Source organism: Achromobacter sp. 2789STDY5608615 (assembly GCF_001298995.1).
Classification (GTDB): domain Bacteria; phylum Pseudomonadota; class Gammaproteobacteria; order Burkholderiales; family Burkholderiaceae_B; genus Achromobacter; species Achromobacter insuavis.
The window spans coordinates 80031-97425 of record NZ_CYTY01000006.1 but is presented as its reverse complement, the minus strand read 5'-3'; the positions used below and the strand labels follow the sequence as shown (position 1 = coordinate 97425).

Here is a 17395-nt window from a genome sequence, read left to right as displayed (position 1 = left end):
GCTGGCGCCGCGCCGGCCGGCGGTTCGACAGCCGTCACGCCGGCGACCGCCGGTCCGGCCACCGCAGGATCCGCGGGCATGGCGCCCGCCGCGCCCTGGCACGCAGGCGAACTGCAGTTGCAGGCGCATATCGGCATGGCCGAGCGCATGGCGCAGGTGGGCGCGAAAGTGATCCGCCCATACATGCCGGACCAGCATCGCGCCTTCTTCGCGCAGCTGCCGTTCCTGCTGATGGGCGCGGTCGACGGCCAGGGCGATCCCTGGGCCGGCGTGCTGGAGGGCGAGCCGGGCTTCGCCGTGTCGCCGGACCCGCAGACCCTGCAGGTGGCCGCGCTGCCGGATGCCGATGATCCGCTGCGCGCCGGCCTGGGGCCGGACCAGCCGGTGGGCCTGCTGGGCATCGAACTGCACACGCGCCGCCGCAACCGCATGAACGGCCGCATCACCGCGTGGGACGGCAAGCGTTTCGCGGTCACGGTGGCCGAGTCGTTCGGCAACTGCCCGCAGTACATCCAGGCGCGCGATTTCCATTTCTCGCGCTCGCCGGCCTTGCGCTTCCCGGGGGCGGCGCGCGAGCGGACGGGGCTGGCCGATGCCGACCGGGCGCTGATCGCGCGCGCCGACACGCTGTTCGTGGCGACTTACGCCGATACGGACGAGGCCGGGCGCCGGGTCGATGTCTCGCACCGTGGCGGCAAGCCGGGGTTCGTGCGGATCGACGGCGACACGCTGACGGTTCCGGATTTCTCCGGCAACCGCTTTTTCAACACGCTGGGCAACATGGTGCTCAATCCGCGCGCGGGGCTGCTGTTCATCGATTTCGAGCGCGGCGACGTCTTGCAGGTGTCGGGCCGCGCCGAGGTGGTTTTGGACAGTCCGGAGATCGCCACCTTCGCGGGGGCCGAGCGCTTGTGGCGCGTTCATGTGCAACGGGTGCGGGCCAGGCCGGGCGCGCTGGCGCTGCGTTGGCGCTTCGGCGGCTATTCACCGACCGCGCTGGCCACGGGGCAATGGCCGCGGGCCGCCGCGGCCTGAGGCGGGGCCGCCCGCCGGTCGCTGCGCGCGGTGGCCGCAGGATCGGCCAATGGCGGCGGGCGCGCGCCTGGGTCAGGCGCGGTCGGCGCCGACCTTGCGCACCACGGTGTCGTCCGGCGTCAGCGCGCGGCCGTCCTGGGCGCGAATCTCCAGGCGCTGCACCGGCTGGCCGCGCTTGCGGTCGATCAGCGTGGAGTGCGGTTCGGCGGGGCCGTAGTAATGGTCTTCGCCCCACTGGCGCAGCCCGACGATGACGGGAAACAGCGCCCGGCCCTTTTCCGTCAGCACGTATTCCTGGTAGGCGCTGCCGTCCGAGGCCGGCGCCGCCGCCAGGATCTCGTGCGCCACCAGCGTGCGCAGGCGGTCGCTGAGGATGTTCTTGGCCACGCCCAGGCTTTTCTGGAATTCGCCGAAACGCCGCACGCCATCGAAGGCATCGCGCACGATCAGCAGCGACCACCAGTCGCCGATGGCGTCGAGCGCGCGCGCCACCGGGCAGGCGGCGCCTTCGAGGCTGGTGCGTTTGACCATGTCGTCCTGACCTTTGCCGCGCATCGCGGCGGGGAGAGATGTCGAATGTGTAGTTGCATTATAAAACTTCAAGGAATAGCATTCTGGTTTCGTAATAAAACTACTTGAGGCCATCATGCCAGACCGGACCGATCCTGCCCCTGCTGCTCCGCCATCTCCTTCATCGCCTTTATCTCCGGCATCCGCGGCAGCCTCCGCATCCGCCGGCCGCATGCCCGCCGCCCTGGTGCTGCTGCTGGCCGTGGCCTGCGCCTTGAGCGTGGCCAACGTGTATTACGCGCAACCGCTGCTGGACGCCATGGGCCGCGAGTTCCGCCTGGACGAGGGCGCGGTGGGCATCGTCGTCACCGCGACGCAGCTGGGCTGCGCGCTGGCGCTGGTACTGGTGGTGCCGCTGGGCGACCTGCTCGACCGGCGCCGCCTGATGCTGGCGCAGCTGGGGCTGCTGGTGCTGGCGCTGGCCGCGGTGGCGCTGGCGTCCGCCGCGCCGTGGCTGCTGGCCGGGATGCTGGCGCTGGGCCTGCTCGGCACCGCCATGACCCAGGGCCTGCTGGCGCTGTCGGCGGCGCTGGCCGCGCCGGGCGAACGCGGGCGGGTGGTGGGCGCGGTGCAGGGAGGCGTGGTGATCGGCCTGCTGCTGGCGCGGACCCTGGCGGGCGCGGTGGCCGACCTGTGGGGATGGCGCGCGGTCTACCTGGTGTCGGCCGGCCTGGCCGCGCTGCTGGCCCTGGCGCTGGCCCGCTGGCTGCCGCGCCGCGCCTTGCCGACCGCGGGGCTGGGCTATGGCGCGTTGCTGCGCTCGATGTTCACCTTGCTGGCGAGTGAACGGGTGCTGCGGGTGCGCGGCATGATCGCGCTGTTGATGTTCGCCGTCTTCAGCGCGTTCTGGACGGCGCTGGTGCTGCCGCTGAGCGCGCCGCCGCATTCGCTGACGCATACCGCGGTGGGCGCGTTCGGGCTGGTGGGCGTGGCCGGGGTGCTGGTGGCGGCGCGGGCGGGGCGGCTGGCCGATCGCGGCCATGCGCAACTGACCACCGGCGCGGGCCTGGCGCTGCTGTGCCTGGCCTGGGTGCCGATCGCCTTCCTGGACCGCAGCCTGTGGGCGCTGGCGCTGGGCGTGCTGGTGCTGGACATCGCGGCGCAGGCGCTGCACGTGACCAACCAGGCCATGATCTTTTCCATCAGCGCGCAGGCGCACAGCCGGCTGGTCGGCGGCTATATGATGTTCTATGCGGTGGGCAGCGGACTCGGGTCGATCGCCTCGACCTTCGTCTATGCGCGTGCGGGCTGGCTGGGCGTCTGCGCGCTGGGCCTGGGGCTGAGCCTGGCGGCGACGCTGTTCTGGGCGCTGACGCTGCCGCGCAAGGCGGCGCCGGCGCCCAGCTGCGCGGTTGCGCCGCGGGCGTGACGGAACGCCGGCGCGGCCCGCTCAGTGATGTTCGAGCGTATGGGCGATGGCCGCCACTTGTCGCGCGAACGCCGGATCGGCGCGGTCGCGCGGGCGCGGCAGGTCGATGTCGTAGTGGCCCGCGATGTTGGCCGGGCGGCCGCCCAGCACCACCACCTTGTCGGCCAGGAACACCGCTTCCTCGATGTCGTGGGTGACGAACAGCACCGCCGCGCCGGAGGCCTGCCACACGCGGATCAGTTCCTGCTGCAGGTTGCGGCGGGTGATGGCGTCGACCGCGCTGAAGGGTTCGTCCATCAGCAGCAGGTCGGGCTTGACCGCCAGCGCACGGGCGATGCCGACGCGCTGCGCCTGGCCGCCGGACAGCTGGTGCGGCCAGCGGCGGCCGTAGTCGCCCAGGCCGGTCAATTGCAGCGCGGCGTCGACGCGTTGTTGCCGTTCCTGGCGATCCAGGCCCAGGCCCTCCAGGCCGTAGCCGACGTTGCCGCCGACCGTGCGCCAGGGCATCAGGCGGCTGTCCTGGAACACCACCGCGCGGCTGCGGCGGCCGGGGCGCGCGGGCGCCTGGAAGCGCACCTCGCCGCTGGCGGGGTCGGCCAGGCCGGCCGCCGCGCGCAGCAGCGTCGATTTGCCCACGCCCGAGCCGCCCACCACGGCCACGAAACTGCCCGCCTCGATCACCAGCGACAGGCCCTGGATCACGGGCGCGTCGGCACCCGGATGCTGGTACGAGAGCTTGGAAAACTCGATTACGGACGCCATTGCAGCACCTTGCGTTCGAACGTGGAGAAGGCCAGGTCGCACAGCGTGTAGACCAGCGAGATGATCAGCATGTAGACCACCACCGCGTCGTAGGCGCCGACACCGGCGGCGGCATTCATTTCCTGGCCCATGCCGGGCACGCCCAGCAGTTCGGCGGCGATCAGCGTCATCCAGGCCTGGCCGATGCCGGTGCGCACGCCCGACAGCGCGCCGGGCGCGATGGCCGGCAGCGTCACGCCCAGCGCGCGCGCCAGGTAGCCGCCGTGGCCGAAGGCGCGCGCCAGTTCGTAGTAGCGCGGATCGACGTTGCGCACCGCGCTGTAGGTGGCGAAGTAGTTGACCCAGAACACGCCGATGGCGATGACGAAGGCGGCGCCGGCATGGCTGACCTTGAACCAGGCGATGGCGAACACCACCCAGGCCAGCGGCGGGATCGGCCGCAGGATGCGCGCCAGATAGGCTTGCGCCAGGTCGAAGCGCGGCAGCGTCGCGGCCGCCAGGCCCACGCCGAAGCCCAGCGCGGTGCCCGCGGCCAGGCCCCAGAAGTAATGCACGAGGCTGGAGCCGATGGCCGGCAGCAGCCGGCCCGACTGCCATTCCTGGACCAGCGTGGCGGGCAGCGCGAAGGGGTCGGGCAGGGTGCCCGCAGGCGCCCATTGCCAGATCAGCGCGGCCTTCCAGATGGCGATGAAGAGGGCCAGTCCGCCGATGCCGTAGGCCGCGCGGCGCGCGGCGGCGAACCCCGGCGGCGCGCCCTTGCGGGCCTGCGGCGCGGGAGCGGCCAGGGCGGGGGCGGTCTGGCTCATTGCTTGCTGGCCTTGTCGTAGAAGCGGGTGTCGAACAGCTGCTTGACGTCGACCTTGGCGGCCTCGACCGTGCCCAGGCTGGCCTGGAAGGTCTGCAGCTCGGCGGTGGCGTCGACGATGGCGTGCGGATCGGCCACGAACTGGTCATGCGAATTGCGGATGGCCTTTTCGACCAGCGCGCGATCCAGGCGGCCGCCGCCGACGTACTTCTGCACGTGGGCCGCGGCGCGGGCCGGATCGTCGCGCAGTTGGGCGGTCGCGGCGAGCTGCGCGTCGACCAGCTGCTGCACGGCCTCGGGGTGCTCGGCGATCAGCTTGTCGCGCACCAGCAGCACGGCGCCGGGCTGGTTCGGGAACAGTTGCGAGCCGCGCGCCACCACGCGCGAATCGGGCGCGCGGGTCAGCACGGTGGTGACGGTGGGTTCGAGGATGGCGGCGCCGTCGATGGCGCCGGTCAGCAGCGACTGCTGGATCTGCGCCTCGCCCTGGTAGATCAGTTCCAGGCTGGCCGGATCGGACTTGAGGCGGTTGCGCAGCCAGTATTGCAGCGCGGCCTCGGGCACCGCGCCCTTGGGGTAGCTGGCGATGACGGGCTTCCTGCCCTTGTCCTTGGCGAAGCGGGCGAACGCGGTGGCCGGATCGCCCGAGGCGAAATACGGCGCCAGCGCGCCCAACGCGACCACGTTGACCTGCTCGACGATGTTGGAGGCCACCACCTTGATGCCGGCGCCCTTGGCGCTGGCCACCAGCGCCGGGCCGATGCCGACGTAGGCCACGTCCAATTGGCCGGCCAGCAGCGCCTGCGTCAGCGCGGGGCCGCTCTGGAACTGCACCAGCTTGGGCGCCGGGGCGCCCTTGGCCTGCAAGGTGCCTTCCTCCAGCGCCACGAACAACTGCGCGTCCGGCAGGATCGGCAGGTAGCCGATTTCCAGCGCGGGCGGCGCGGCGTGGGCGGGAGCGAGGGACGTGGCGGCGGCGATGACGGCGGCGGTGAACAGCTTGCGGAACATGGAAGAGGGGTCCTGAACGACGGCGCCTTGGTGCGGCTGGCGGCTTGCCCGCGGGTCCGGGCTTCCCGGATCTGCTTAGTAATTTTAGATATGTTTATGCCTTTTTATTATTCATTTTGGTTATATGCTTAACGGCGTCGCGCCCCATGAAAAAAGACCGCCGTGGCGGTCTTTCGGGGGCAGGGGCGCGGCCGGCCTGGCGCGGCCGCCGCCGGGCATCATGGCTGCACGGCGTACTCGTTCGACCCCGCCACCACCGCCGCCAGCCCCGGCGCCTGCGTCAGTTTGTGCAGCGCGTAGGTCTGGGCCGTGGCGATCTTGGCCTGGTGGAAGGCCGGGTCCTCGTCCAGGTGGTCCAGCGACGCGAGCAGCGCGCGCGCCATCTGCCAGCCGGCCAGCACCGTGCCGGCCAGCAGCAGGTAGGGCACGGCGGCGCCGAACACCGCGTTAGGGTGCGCGGCGGCGTTGGCGACCACGAAGTCGACCGTGTTGGCCAGCGCCAGGCGGCCCTGGCGCAGCGGCGTCAGCACCAGGCGCGCCGCCGGTTCGCTGCGCGCCTGCAGCGCTTCCTCGGTCTTGCGGATCTCTTCGATCAGCGCCTGCGCCACCGCGCCGCCGTCGCGCAGCGTCTTGCGGCCGACCAGGTCGTTGGCCTGGATCGCGGTGGTGCCTTCGTAGATGGTGAGAATGCGCGCGTCGCGGTAGTACTGGGCGGCGCCGGTCTCCTCGATGAAGCCCATGCCGCCGTGCACCTGCACGCCCAGGCTGGCGACGTCGATGGAGGCCTCGGTGCACCAGCCCTTGACGATCGGCACCAGGAATTCCTGCACCGCCAGGTGGCGCGCGCGCGCCGCCGGATCGGCGCTGGCGTGCGCCAGGTCGGCATGGCCGGCGGTGTAGTAGGCCAGCGCGCGGCCGGCCTCGGTCAGCGCGCGCATGGTGCCCAGCATGCGGCGCACGTCCGGGTGCTGGATGATCGGCACGGCCTCGCGCGAGGAGCCGTCCACCGGGCGGCTCTGCACGCGTTCGGCGGCGTAGGCCAGCGCGTGCTGGTAGGCGCGGTCGGCCACCGCGATGCCCTGCACGCCGACGGCGAAGCGGGCAGCGTTCATCATGATGAACATGGCGTCCAGGCCGCGGTTTTCCTGTCCCACCAGGTAGCCGATGGCGCCGCCCGCGTCGCCGAACTGCAGCGTGGCGGTGGGGCTGGCCTTGATGCCCAGCTTGTGCTCGATCGACACGCAGGCGACGTCGTTGCGCGCGCCCAGCGAGCCGTCGTCGTTGACCAGGAACTTGGGCACCAGGAACAGCGAGATGCCCTTGACGCCCTCGGGCGCGTCCGGCAGGCGCGCCAGCACCAGGTGGACGATGTTCTCGGCCAGGTCGTGCTCGCCGTAGGTGATGAAGATCTTGGTGCCGGAGATGCGGTAGGTGCCGTCGCCGACCGGCTGCGCGCGGCTGCGCAGCAGCGCCAGGTCGGAGCCGGCCTGCGGCTCGGTCAGGTTCATGGTGCCGGTCCATTGGCCTGACAGCATCGGGCCGATGAAGCGCTCGCGCAGTTCGGGCGAGCCGGCCGTCAGCAGCGCCTCGACCGCGCCGTTGGTCAAGAGCGGACACAAGGCGAACGACAGGTTGGCGGCGTTGAGCATTTCGGAGCAGGGCGCGCCCAGCAGGCCGGGCAGGCCCTGGCCGCCGTATTCGACCGGGTGCGTCATGCCTTGCCAGCCGGCTTCGGCGTATTGGCGGAAGGCCTGCTTGAAGCCGGGCGAGGTGGTGACCGCGCCGTCGCGCCAGGCGCTGGGCTCGCGATCGGCCGGGTGGTTCAGCGGCGCCAGCACGTCGCCGGCGAAGGTGGCGGCTTCTTCCAGCACCGCCTGGGCGGTGTCGGGCGTGGCTTCGGCATATTGCGGCAGCGCCGCCACCTGCGGCAGGCCGGCAAGGTGGTTCAGCACGAACAGCATGTCTTTCACGGGGGCTTGGTACGTCATGGCGTCGGAGCTCCGGGTAGGAAGGGAATCAGGTGGCGTCGATGGCGCGGGTGGAACCCACCGCGGCGCGCAGTTCGAATTTCTGGATCTTGCCGGTCGAGGTCTTGGGCAGTTCGCCGAAGCGCACCGCGCGCGGCACCTTGAAGCCGGGCAGCAGCAGCTTGCAGTGCGCGATGATCTCTTCGGCGGTGGCGCTGTGGCCGGGCTTGAGCTCGACGAAGGCGCACGGCGTCTCGCCCCATTTCGGGTCGGGCATGGCCACCACCGCCACGGCGGCCACGGCCGGATGGCGATAGAGGGCGTCCTCGACCTCGATGCTGGAGATGTTCTCGCCGCCGGAGATGATGATGTCCTTGCTGCGGTCCTTGATGCGGATGTAGCCGTCGGGCGTCATCACGCCCAGGTCGCCGGTGTGGAACCAGCCGCCGCCGAAGGCCTCGTCGGTGGCGCGCTCGTTCTTCAGGTAGCCCTTCATGCAGATGTTGCCGCGGAACATGATCTCGCCCACGGTCTGCTCGTCGGCCGGCACTTCCTCCATGGTGTCGGGGTTGCGCACCGAGACGCCGGCCTGCAGGTGGTAACGCACGCCCTGGCGCGCGGTCAGCAGCGCGCGCTGCTCGTCTTCCAGGTCGTTCCAGGCGTCCTGGGTGGCGCACACCGCGGCCGGGCCGTAGACCTCGGTCAGGCCGTAGACGTGGGTCAGTTCGAAGCCGATTTCCTTCATCTTGGCGATCACCGCCGGGGCGGGCGCGGCGCCGGCCGCCATGGTGCGCACGGTGTGGCTGATGCCGGCGCGAAGCTCGGCCGGGGCGTTGGCCAGCGCGCTCTGCACGATGGGCGCGCCGCAGTAGTGGGTCACGCCCTCGGCGCGGATCAGGTCGAACACGGTCTTGGGATCGAATTTGCGCAGGCAGACGTTGACGCCGGCGCGCGCCGCCACGGTCCAGGCGAAGCACCAGCCGTTGCAGTGGAACAGCGGCAGCGTCCACAGGTAGACCGGATGCTTGGGCATGTCCCATTCGAGGATGTTGCTGACGGCGTTGAGATACGCGCCGCGGTAGTGGTAGACCACGCCCTTGGGATCGCCGGTGGTGCCGGAGGTGTAGTTCAGCGCGATCGCGTCCCATTCGTCGGCCGGCGGGCGCCAGTCGAATGTGGCGGGGGCGGCGGCCAGGAAGGCCTCGTAGTCGGTGGCGCCGGGCAGGGTGGCCGGGGCGCCGTCCAGGTCGTGCACCGAGATCACTTTCAGGTGCGGGAATTCGGCGCGGGCGCGCTGCGCGACCTCGGCGTATTCGGTGTCGACGATCAGCGCGCGGGCCTCGCCGTGGCCCAGCATGAACAGGACGCTGGGCGTATCCAGGCGGGTGTTGAGGGTGTTGAGCACCGCGCCCAGCATCGGCACGCCGAAGTGGGCCTCGATCATGGCGGGGATGTTCGGCAGCATCACCGCCACCGTGTCGCCGCGCTGGATGCCGGCGGCGGCCAGCGCGCCGGCCAGGCGTTGCGCGCGCTCGTAGGTCTGGGCCCAGGTGCGGCGCACGGCGCCATGCACCACGGCCAGGCGGTTGCCATAGACCTGCGCGGCGCGGGCGATGAAGTCGACCGGGGTGAGGGGTTCGTAGTTGGCGTCACGGCGTGCCAGGCCATGGTCGAACAGGCTGCTCATGCTTGTCTCCTGTGGGGCGCGGGGGCGCCCGGATATGCTTTTATGCGGGAAACTTGATCTGGATCGCCGGGGTTGATCGTTGGCAGGAATCCCGCTGCTTGCTAGAGCTTATCGGCCGCCGGAAAATGGTGTCTGTCGCCTGCATGACAGACCTTTTTTCGGGCGTCCAACCCGCAGTTTTACACGGTTCTTTCCATGTCCGATGTTTCAAACATTGTTTCCCAGACCGAGCTGGCCGAACTGCTGCGCGGCTGCGCCTGGTTCGCCGCGCTGGATGCGCCGCACCAGGACCTGGTGCTGGCCACGGCGCGCGCCGAACACGTGGCCAGCGGCGCCTGGATCGCGCGCCGCAATGCGCCGTCGGATTACTGGCTGGGGGTGCACAGCGGCCTGCTGAAACTGGCGATCTACAACGAATCGGGGCGCAGCTGCACGTTCTCGGGGGTGCCGCCGGGCGGCTGGTTCGGCGAGGGCAGCGTCATCAAGCGCGAGCTGCGCAAGTACGACGTGGTGGCGATCCAGCCGTCGCTGGTGCTGCTGGTGCCGGCCGCCACCTTTCATGCGCTGCTGGCGGCCAGCCTGCCGTTCTCGCATTTCGTCATCGGCCAGCTGAACGACCGCATGGGCGAGTTCATCGCCTCGATCCAGAACCATCGCCTGCTGGACGCCGATGCGCGCGTGGCGCAGTCGCTGGCGCAGCTGTTCAACCCGCAGCTGTATCCGTCCACCGACCTGACGCTGGCGATTTCACAGGAAGAGCTGGGTTACCTGACCGGCCTGTCGCGCCAGCGCGTCAACCAGGCGCTGCAGACGCTGGCGGACCAGGGCATGCTGGCGCTGTCGTACAACCAGATCAAGGTGCTGACGCTGGATCGGCTGCGCCAGTACGGGCTGGATCAGCTCTGACCGCGGGCGGGGTTCAGGCGGGGCCGGAACGCCAGGTCAGGCGTGAGCCAGGGCGCGGTCCAGCGCGGCGCGCGCCAGGATGCGGGTGGAATCGAGCGTCGGCAAGGCGCAGTTGGCGTCGTTCAGCACCAGCGGCAGTTCGGTGCAGCCCAGCACCACCGCGTCGCAGCCGGCCTCGCGCAGCCGCGCCACCACGCCTTGCAGCAGGGCGACCGATTCGGGCTTGAAGACGCCGTAGACCAGTTCGTCCATGATGACGCGCGCCAGCAGGTCGCGGTCGGCCGGGTCGGGGCGCACGAAGTCCAGGCCACGGGTCCGCAGCTTGTCGGGGTACACCGCGCTGTCGACCAGCCAGCGCGTGCCGAGCAGGCCGATGCGGCGCAGGCCGCGGGCGGCGGCGACCGCCGCGACTTCCTCGGCGATGTGCAGCCACGGCAGGGGCGAATGGGGCAGCACGTGGTCCAGGGCCTGGTGGATGGTGTTGTCGGGGCAGATCAGGAAATCCGCGCCGGCGCGCGCCAGCCGGTCGGCGGAGGTCAGCATCAGCGCGCCGACGCCGGCCAGGTCGTTGCGCTCCAGGCACGCCACGTAGTCCGCCAACGACAGGCTGTGCAGCGACACCTCGGGGTGCGCGTGTGGCCCCAGGCGCTGCGCGCCCTCGGCGCAGATCGTGCGGTAGCAGAGCGCGGCGCCCTCGGCCGAGCAGGCGACGATGCCGATGTGCAGGGGCGGATGGGCGGGCATGCGGACTCCGTGGCGGTCAGGTCAAGCTGCGGGTTTGGACAAGGCCCGCACATGGCGGGCGATCTGGCGGAACTGCTCGGCCATGGCGTCCTGCTGCGCCTGCGGCAGCCGCGACAGGAACAGTTCGTCGATGGCCGGGCCGTAGACCTTCCACATCTTGCGGCGCAGCGCCAGGCCTTCCGGCGTGATGCGGGCGTAGGTGGCGCGGCGGTCCTCGTCGGAACGGAAGCGCTCGACCAGTCCGGCGGCCTCGATGCGGTCCATCAGGCGTGTCAGGTTGTAGCGTGCGATGACCATGCGCTCGGCCATCTCGAACATGCGCGCGGCGCCCTCTGGCGCGCGTTCCAGCGCCCACAGCGCGTCGTACCACGCCAGCGGCGGCAGGTCGGCGGCGGACAGTCGTTTTTCGATCTCTTCCACCACCAGCGCATGCGCGGTCAGGAAAAGGCTCCACGCGTCGGGCTTGCCCGTGGCCATGCGGTCGCTTCCTTTGTCTTGGGTTGTCGCAGCCCGGATTGTAGAGGCCCGGACCGCCAAGGGCGGGGTGAAAAACACCGCGCGCAGGTGCTTTATACCTTGCCGCGGCCGGGTAGAAACCACCGGGCGGGTTTCAACCCACTGATTTCGCGCGGATTTTTCCTGGCACGGATTTCGCGATGCAGGACATACCTCACAACGCAACACAGGAGGGTGTCCCCATCATGGGCCCGTATAAAAAGTTATGGTTCACGCTGATCGCCGTGCTGGCGGTCACGTTCGCATTGCTCGGCTTCTACGGCGGCGAAGTCTACCGCCAGGCGCCGCCGATTCCGCTGGAGGTCGCCAGCGCCGACGGCACGCGCCTGTTCGGCCGCGACGACATCCTCGACGGCCAGACCGCCTGGCAGTCGATCGGCGGCATGCAGCTGGGCTCGATCTGGGGCCACGGCGCCTATCAGGCGCCCGACTGGACCGCCGACTGGCTGCACCGCGAGCTGATGGCCTGGCTCGACCTGGCGGCGCGCGACGCCCATGGCCGCGATTATGGCCAGCTGGACGCGCCCGCGCAGGCTGCGCTGCGCGAGCAGCTCAAGGCCGAGTACCGCGCCAACCGCGCCGACGCGGCCGGCGGCAAGCTGGTGCTGAGCCCGCGCCGGGCGCAGGCGGTGGCGCAGACCGGGGCCTACTATGACCAGCTGTTCTCGGACGCGCCGGCCCTGCATGCCAGCCGCGAGCACTACGCCATGAAGGAGAACACGCTGCCCGACGCCAGGCGCCGCCAGCAGCTGACGCATTTCTTCTTCTGGACCGCCTGGGCCGCCGCCACCGAGCGCGCGGGCACCGTGGTCACCTACACCAACAACTGGCCGCACGAACCGCTGATCGGCAACCACCCGAGCAGCGAGAACGTGATGTGGTCGATCATCAGCGTGGTGGTGCTGCTGGCCGGCATCGGCCTGCTGGTGTGGGCCTGGGCCTTCCTGCGCGGCAAGGAGGAACCCGAGCCGGAGGCGCCGGCGCAGGACCCGCTGACCACCTTCGCCCTGACGCCGTCGCAGCGCGCGCTGGGCAAGTACCTGTTCCTGGTGGTGGCGCTGTTCGGCTTCCAGGTGCTGCTGGGCGGCTTCACCGCGCACTATACGGTCGAGGGGCAGAAGTTCTACGGCATCGACCTGTCGCAGTGGTTTCCGTATTCGCTGGTGCGCACCTGGCACTTGCAGAGCGCATTGTTCTGGATCGCCACCGGCTTCCTGGCCGCGGGCCTGTTCCTGGCGCCGCTGATCAACGGCGGGCGCGACCCGAAATACCAGAAGGCGGGCGTCGACATCCTGTTCTGGGCGCTGGTGCTGGTGGTGGTCGGCTCGTTCGCCGGCAACTACCTGGCGATCGCGCAGATCATGCCGCCGGACCTGAACTTCTGGCTCGGCCACCAGGGCTATGAATACGTCGACCTGGGCCGCCTGTGGCAGATCGGCAAGTTCGCCGGCATCTGCTTCTGGCTGGTGCTGATGCTGCGCGGCATCGTGCCGGCGCTGCGCACGCCCGGCGGCGACAAGAACCTGCTGGCGCTGCTGACCGCGTCGGTCGGCGCCATCGGCCTGTTCTACGGCGCCGGCTTCTTCTACGGCGAGCGCACCCACCTGACCGTGATGGAGTACTGGCGCTGGTGGATCGTGCACCTGTGGGTCGAAGGCTTCTTCGAGGTCTTCGCCACCACCGCGCTGGCCTTCATCTTCTCGACCCTGGGCCTGGTGTCGCGTCGCATGGCGACGACCGCCAGCCTGGCCTCGGCCTCGCTGTTCATGCTGGGCGGCATTCCGGGCACCTTCCACCACCTGTACTTCGCCGGCACCACCACGCCGGTGATGGCGGTGGGCGCCAGCTTCTCGGCGCTGGAAGTGGTGCCGCTGATCGTGCTGGGCCACGAGGCCTGGGAGAACTGGCGCCTGAAGACGCGCGCGCCGTGGATGGAAAACCTGAAGTGGCCGTTGATGTGTTTCGTGGCGGTGGCTTTCTGGAACATGCTGGGCGCGGGCGTGTTCGGTTTCATGATCAACCCGCCGGTGTCGCTGTACTACATCCAGGGCCTGAACACCACGCCGGTGCACGCGCATGCCGCGCTGTTCGGGGTCTACGGTTTCCTGGCGCTGGGCTTCACGCTGCTGGTGCTGCGCTACATCCGGCCGCAATACGCGCTCAGCCCGGGCCTGATGAAGCTGGCGTTCTGGGGGCTGAACCTGGGCCTGGCGCTGATGATCTTCACCAGCCTGCTGCCGATCGGCCTGATCCAGTTCCATGCCAGCGTCAGCGAAGGCATGTGGTGCGCGCGCAGCGAGGCCTTCATGCAGCAGGACATCCTCAAGACGCTGCGCTGGGGCCGCACCTTCGGCGACGTGGTGTTCCTGCTGGGGGCGCTGGCGATGGTGGTGCAGGTCATCCTGGGCCTGTTGAGCGGCAAGCCGGCCGCGGCCGAACCGGTGCTGCGGGTCGAACCCGCGCGCCGCTAGCCGCGCGCGCCACACGCGGCACTCGCGCGCGGCCCCAGGGCGGCGCGCGGGATGCGTCGTCGCGGGGCGGCACGCCGGCCAGGTTGTTTGCGCCCGGTCCATCCCGCTCATTGCGCCAGCGCAAAGAGGGCGGGGCCGGGCGGGGCTTCAATGACAGCGGACCCCGGGCCATCGTGGCCCCGGGGCGCAACCGGAGCGCCGTCATGCGCCGCCTGCTGGCCGCCGCCTTTCTCGTCCTGCCGTTGTCCGCCTGCGGGCCCGCCGAGCGGGCCCATTCCGTTGCCCCCGAAGTATCGCGGCTGCCGCCCGGCCAGGTGGCCTACCTGCCGCCGGGCGAAACGCTGCGCAACGGTTACCCGGTCTCGCCGGCGCCGCTGACCGCGGACGTGGCGCGCGGTCTGCTCATCATGAAGCGCCAGGTCAGCCAGGCCGAATACGCGGCCTGTGTCCGCGCCGGCGGCTGCAAGCCGCTGGACCCGGCCTTCCGTGAGTTGCGCGCGCCGGACCTGCCGGCGGTGGGCCTGAGCTGGACCGACGCGTCGGCCTACGCGGCCTGGCTGTCGGCCCGCACCGGGCAGCGCTGGCGGCTGCCCACCTATGCCGAATGGGTCTACGCGGCGGGCGACGCCTACCGCGAGGAAACGCCGTTGCCGTCATCGGACGCGGATCCGGCGCAACGCTGGCTGGCCGAATACGAGGCGCAGGCGCGGCGCGGCCAGGAGGCCACCGAGGTGCGTGAATTCGGCGCCTATGGCGTCAATGCCTCGGGGCTGGTGGACGTGGCGGGCAGCGTGTGGGAATGGACCGATGACTGCTACACGCGGCGCATCCTGGCGCTCACGCAAGACGGCGGGGCAGCCGGCGTCGATGACGGCGCCGATCGCAACTGCGGCATCCGCGTGGCGGCGGGGAGGCACATCGCCTATCTGCCGGATTTCATCCGCGACCCCAAGGGCGGCGCCTGCTCGGTCGGGGTGCCGCCGGCCAACCTGGGGCTGCGGCTGGTGCGGGAGGAGGGGCCGGCCTGACGCGGCAGGGTCCTAGGGTTCGCCGGCGGTGGTCGCCGCCTGCCCGGGCGCGCCGTCGATACAGGACGCGCAGCCCGCACAGGTCGGCGCCGCCGCATGCGCGCCGACCCGCGCCAGCGCGGCGGGCGAGCGCAGCACGATGCGCTTGCGGCCGCTGTCGACAATGCCGCGCTGCTTCCAGCCGCTGAGCAGGCGGCTGACGGTGTGCAGCGTGGTGCCGGTCATCTCGGCGATGTCCTGGCGCGTGATCGGGAAGGCGATGCCGATGCCGTCGGCGGTGGGTTGCCCGGCGCTGTCCACCAGCCGCAGGATGGCGCGCGCCACGCGTTGCTCGACTTCGTCGTTGGACAGTTCCTGGATGCGCAGGTGCGCGTCCTGCAACCGCTGGCCCATGGTCTGCAGCGCCAGCGACGCCAGTTGCGGATGATGGCTGGTGAAGCGCTCCCAGAGCGCATCGGGCCAGGCCAGGCAGACGCTCTCCTGCACCGCCAGCACGGTGGCGGGGTAGCGCGGCTGGCGCATGGCGCAGGCCAGGCCGAACAGGTCGCCGGGATTGACGTAGCGCACCACCACCTGGCCGCCCTCGGGCGTGACCTGCGCCACTTTCAGGCAGCCGCTGAGCAGCACGAAGAAGTGCGCGGCGCTGGCGCCCTGATGGTAGACCACGGCGCCGGCTTCCAGCCGGCAGGGCTGCGCGCCGCGCAGCGCGGATTCCAGCTGCGCGTCGGACAGGGGCTTGAACAGGTTCAGATTGCGCAGCAGGGCATGACAAAGGGGCGACGACATGGCGGACTCCGGACGGGGAGGAGGATTCCGCTTTCATGGTGGCATCGGCGTCCGGCCCTGGCAATGCGCGCGCCGCGCCAGGCTGGCGCCGAGTTTGCGCTACAGCAAAGAACGGGGAGGGCGCGCGTCTTTCAATAGGGCTGCCGACCTACACGGCAGTTGAAAACCCGATAAGGAGCTGGACATGAACGCATTACGGCCCACTTTGCTGGCGGCGGCGCTGGCTTTCTCGATGGCCGCGGGGACCGCCTGGGCGCAGGACGCCGACAAGCTGCCCCACACCCAGGTCACGCTGGTCGCCCCGCCCCAGGTGCATCCGCACGAGCAGGCGACCAAGTCGGGCCCCAAGGTCGTCGAATTCACCATGACCATCGAGGAAAAGAAGATGGTGATCGACGACAAGGGCACGACGCTGCAGGCCATGACGTTCAATGGCTCCATGCCCGGCCCCACGCTGGTGGTGCACGAAGGCGACTATGTCCAGCTGACGCTGGTCAACCCGGCCACCAACGCCATGCCGCACAACGTCGACTTCCACGCGGCCACCGGCGCGCTGGGCGGCGCCAAGCTGACCAACGTCAACCCGGGCGAGCAGGCCACGCTGCGCCTCAAGGCCGACCGCAGCGGCACCTTCGTCTACCACTGTGCGCCTGAAGGCATGGTGCCGTGGCACGTGGTGTCGGGCATGAGCGGCACGCTGATGGTGCTGCCGCGCGACGGCCTGAAGGATCCGCAGGGCAAGCCGCTGCGCTATGACCGCGCCTACACCATCGGCGAGTTCGACCTGTACATCCCCAAGGGTCCGGACGGCAAGTACAAGGACTATGCCACGCTGGCCGAGAGCTATGGCGACACGGTGCAGGTGATGCGCACGCTGACGCCGTCGCATATCGTCTTCAACGGCAAGGTCGGCGCGCTGACCGGCGCCAACGCGCTCACCGCCAAGGTCGGCGAGACCGTGCTGCTGATCCACTCGCAGGCCAACCGCGACACGCGTCCGCACCTGATCGGCGGCCATGGCGACTGGGTCTGGGAGACCGGCAAGTTCGCCAACCCGCCGCAACGCAACCTGGAGACCTGGTTCATTCGTGGCGGCTCGGCCGGCGCCGCGCTCTACACCTTCAAGCAGCCCGGCGTGTATGCCTACCTGAACCACAACCTGATCGAGGCGTTCGAACTGGGCGCGGCGGGCCACATCAAGGTCGAGGGCAAGTGGAACGACGACCTGATGAAGCAGATCAAGGCGCCCGCGCCGATCCCGCGCTGACCGGGGGCCGCCATGTCCTCCGTATCCAGAACCTTGCTGGCGGCCGGCCTGGCCCTGGGCGGCATGGCCAGCGCCGTGGCCGACTCGCCGGCGCAGCTCGATCCGGCCGGCGAGAAGCTGTACCGCTCGGCCTGTGTGGTGTGCCACGCCAGCGGCGTGGCCAATGCGCCCAAGCTGGGTGACAAGCAGGCCTGGGCGCCGTTCCTGGCGCAGGGCGCCGACGCGCTGCTGGCCACGGTGCTCAAGGGCAAGGGCGCCATGCCGCCGCGCGGCGGCACCGCCGCCGACGAGGCCACGCTGCGCGCCGCCGTGGCGTACATGATGGCCGCCGCGCGCTAGCGCGGCGCGATGGGGCCACGGTCCGCCAGTCGGGTCGTGGCCCCGCGTCTTTTGCGGCCAGCGGCCGTTTCCTGGCGATCCTTCTGAATAGTTGCACTTGCAATTGTTCAAAAACCTCCATACGATTGCAAT

The 17395-nt window shown here is 70.3% G+C and carries 16 protein-coding genes; 7 read left to right on the top strand and 9 right to left on the bottom strand.

What is annotated here, in order from left to right:
• Positions 1–78: 78 nt before the first annotated feature.
• Positions 79–1035 carry a pyridoxamine 5'-phosphate oxidase family protein gene (locus AOZ49_RS07135; protein WP_054474809.1) on the top strand — a complete coding sequence of 319 codons (957 nt, stop codon included), beginning with the start codon at positions 79–81 and terminating at the stop codon, positions 1033–1035.
• Between the two features lie 72 nt (positions 1036–1107).
• Here the strand turns inward: AOZ49_RS07135 and AOZ49_RS07130 are convergent, their stop codons facing one another.
• Positions 1108–1566, bottom strand: a complete 459-nt coding sequence (locus AOZ49_RS07130; protein WP_054432484.1) for a winged helix-turn-helix transcriptional regulator — start codon at positions 1564–1566, stop codon at positions 1108–1110.
• Between the two features lie 211 nt (positions 1567–1777).
• On the opposite strand from AOZ49_RS07130, the gene AOZ49_RS07125 reads away from it, so the two are divergent.
• Complete coding sequence (locus AOZ49_RS07125; RefSeq protein WP_054474730.1) at positions 1778–2974, top strand: MFS transporter; 1197 nt, start codon at positions 1778–1780, stop codon at positions 2972–2974.
• Positions 2975–2995: 21 nt separating this feature from the next.
• Here AOZ49_RS07125 and AOZ49_RS07120 read toward each other — a convergent pair whose 3' ends face one another.
• The 5 genes from AOZ49_RS07120 to AOZ49_RS07100 all read right to left on the bottom strand — a co-directional run bounded on the left by AOZ49_RS07120 (position 2996) and on the right by AOZ49_RS07100 (position 9206).
• Positions 2996–3736 (bottom strand): ABC transporter ATP-binding protein, encoded by a 741-nt coding sequence (locus AOZ49_RS07120; RefSeq protein WP_054474729.1) that lies wholly within the window; start codon positions 3734–3736, stop codon positions 2996–2998.
• Positions 3724–4542 (bottom strand): ABC transporter permease, encoded by an 819-nt coding sequence (locus AOZ49_RS07115; protein ID WP_231690262.1) that lies wholly within the window; start codon positions 4540–4542, stop codon positions 3724–3726. The genes AOZ49_RS07120 and AOZ49_RS07115 overlap by 13 nt, the downstream gene beginning before the upstream one ends.
• Positions 4539–5552 (bottom strand): ABC transporter substrate-binding protein, encoded by a 1014-nt coding sequence (locus AOZ49_RS07110; protein WP_054474728.1) that lies wholly within the window; start codon positions 5550–5552, stop codon positions 4539–4541. Before AOZ49_RS07110 ends, AOZ49_RS07115 begins: the two co-directional genes overlap by 4 nt.
• A gap of 218 nt (positions 5553–5770) precedes the next feature.
• A complete protein-coding gene (locus AOZ49_RS07105; protein ID WP_054474727.1) occupies positions 5771–7540 on the bottom strand; it encodes an acyl-CoA dehydrogenase in 1770 nt (589 codons plus the stop codon).
• Between the two features lie 28 nt (positions 7541–7568).
• Positions 7569–9206 (bottom strand): acyl-CoA synthetase, encoded by a 1638-nt coding sequence (locus AOZ49_RS07100; protein WP_054474726.1) that lies wholly within the window; start codon positions 9204–9206, stop codon positions 7569–7571.
• A gap of 195 nt (positions 9207–9401) precedes the next feature.
• Here AOZ49_RS07100 and AOZ49_RS07095 point away from each other — a divergent pair, with 195 nt between their 5' ends.
• The gene (locus AOZ49_RS07095; RefSeq protein WP_054432285.1) at positions 9402–10112 is read left to right on the top strand and encodes a Crp/Fnr family transcriptional regulator; all 711 of its coding nucleotides are present in this window, start codon (positions 9402–9404) and stop codon (positions 10110–10112) included.
• Between the two features lie 36 nt (positions 10113–10148).
• Here the strand turns inward: AOZ49_RS07095 and AOZ49_RS07090 are convergent, their stop codons facing one another.
• Positions 10149–10856, bottom strand: a complete 708-nt coding sequence (locus AOZ49_RS07090; RefSeq protein ID WP_054474725.1) for an aspartate/glutamate racemase family protein — start codon at positions 10854–10856, stop codon at positions 10149–10151.
• Between the two features lie 21 nt (positions 10857–10877).
• Positions 10878–11333: a MarR family winged helix-turn-helix transcriptional regulator gene (locus AOZ49_RS07085; protein ID WP_054432283.1), complete on the bottom strand. Its 456-nt coding sequence runs from the start codon at positions 11331–11333 to the stop codon at positions 10878–10880.
• 224 nt (positions 11334–11557) lie between these two features.
• Here AOZ49_RS07085 and AOZ49_RS07080 point away from each other — a divergent pair, with 224 nt between their 5' ends.
• The gene (locus AOZ49_RS07080) at positions 11558–13843 is read left to right on the top strand and encodes a nitric-oxide reductase large subunit (protein WP_054474724.1); all 2286 of its coding nucleotides are present in this window, start codon (positions 11558–11560) and stop codon (positions 13841–13843) included.
• Between the two features lie 203 nt (positions 13844–14046).
• A complete protein-coding gene (locus tag AOZ49_RS07075) occupies positions 14047–14871 on the top strand; it encodes a formylglycine-generating enzyme family protein (RefSeq protein WP_054474723.1) in 825 nt (274 codons plus the stop codon).
• Positions 14872–14883: 12 nt separating this feature from the next.
• Here AOZ49_RS07075 and AOZ49_RS07070 read toward each other — a convergent pair whose 3' ends face one another.
• On the bottom strand, positions 14884–15657 hold the full coding sequence (locus tag AOZ49_RS07070) for a Crp/Fnr family transcriptional regulator (protein WP_054432280.1): 774 nt from the start codon (positions 15655–15657) through the stop codon (positions 14884–14886).
• Between the two features lie 184 nt (positions 15658–15841).
• Here AOZ49_RS07070 and nirK point away from each other — a divergent pair, with 184 nt between their 5' ends.
• Positions 15842–16924 (top strand): copper-containing nitrite reductase, encoded by a 1083-nt coding sequence (nirK, locus tag AOZ49_RS07065; protein WP_054474722.1) that lies wholly within the window; start codon positions 15842–15844, stop codon positions 16922–16924.
• A gap of 12 nt (positions 16925–16936) precedes the next feature.
• Positions 16937–17263: a c-type cytochrome gene (locus AOZ49_RS07060; protein ID WP_054432279.1), complete on the top strand. Its 327-nt coding sequence runs from the start codon at positions 16937–16939 to the stop codon at positions 17261–17263.
• Positions 17264–17395: the final 132 nt, after the last annotated feature.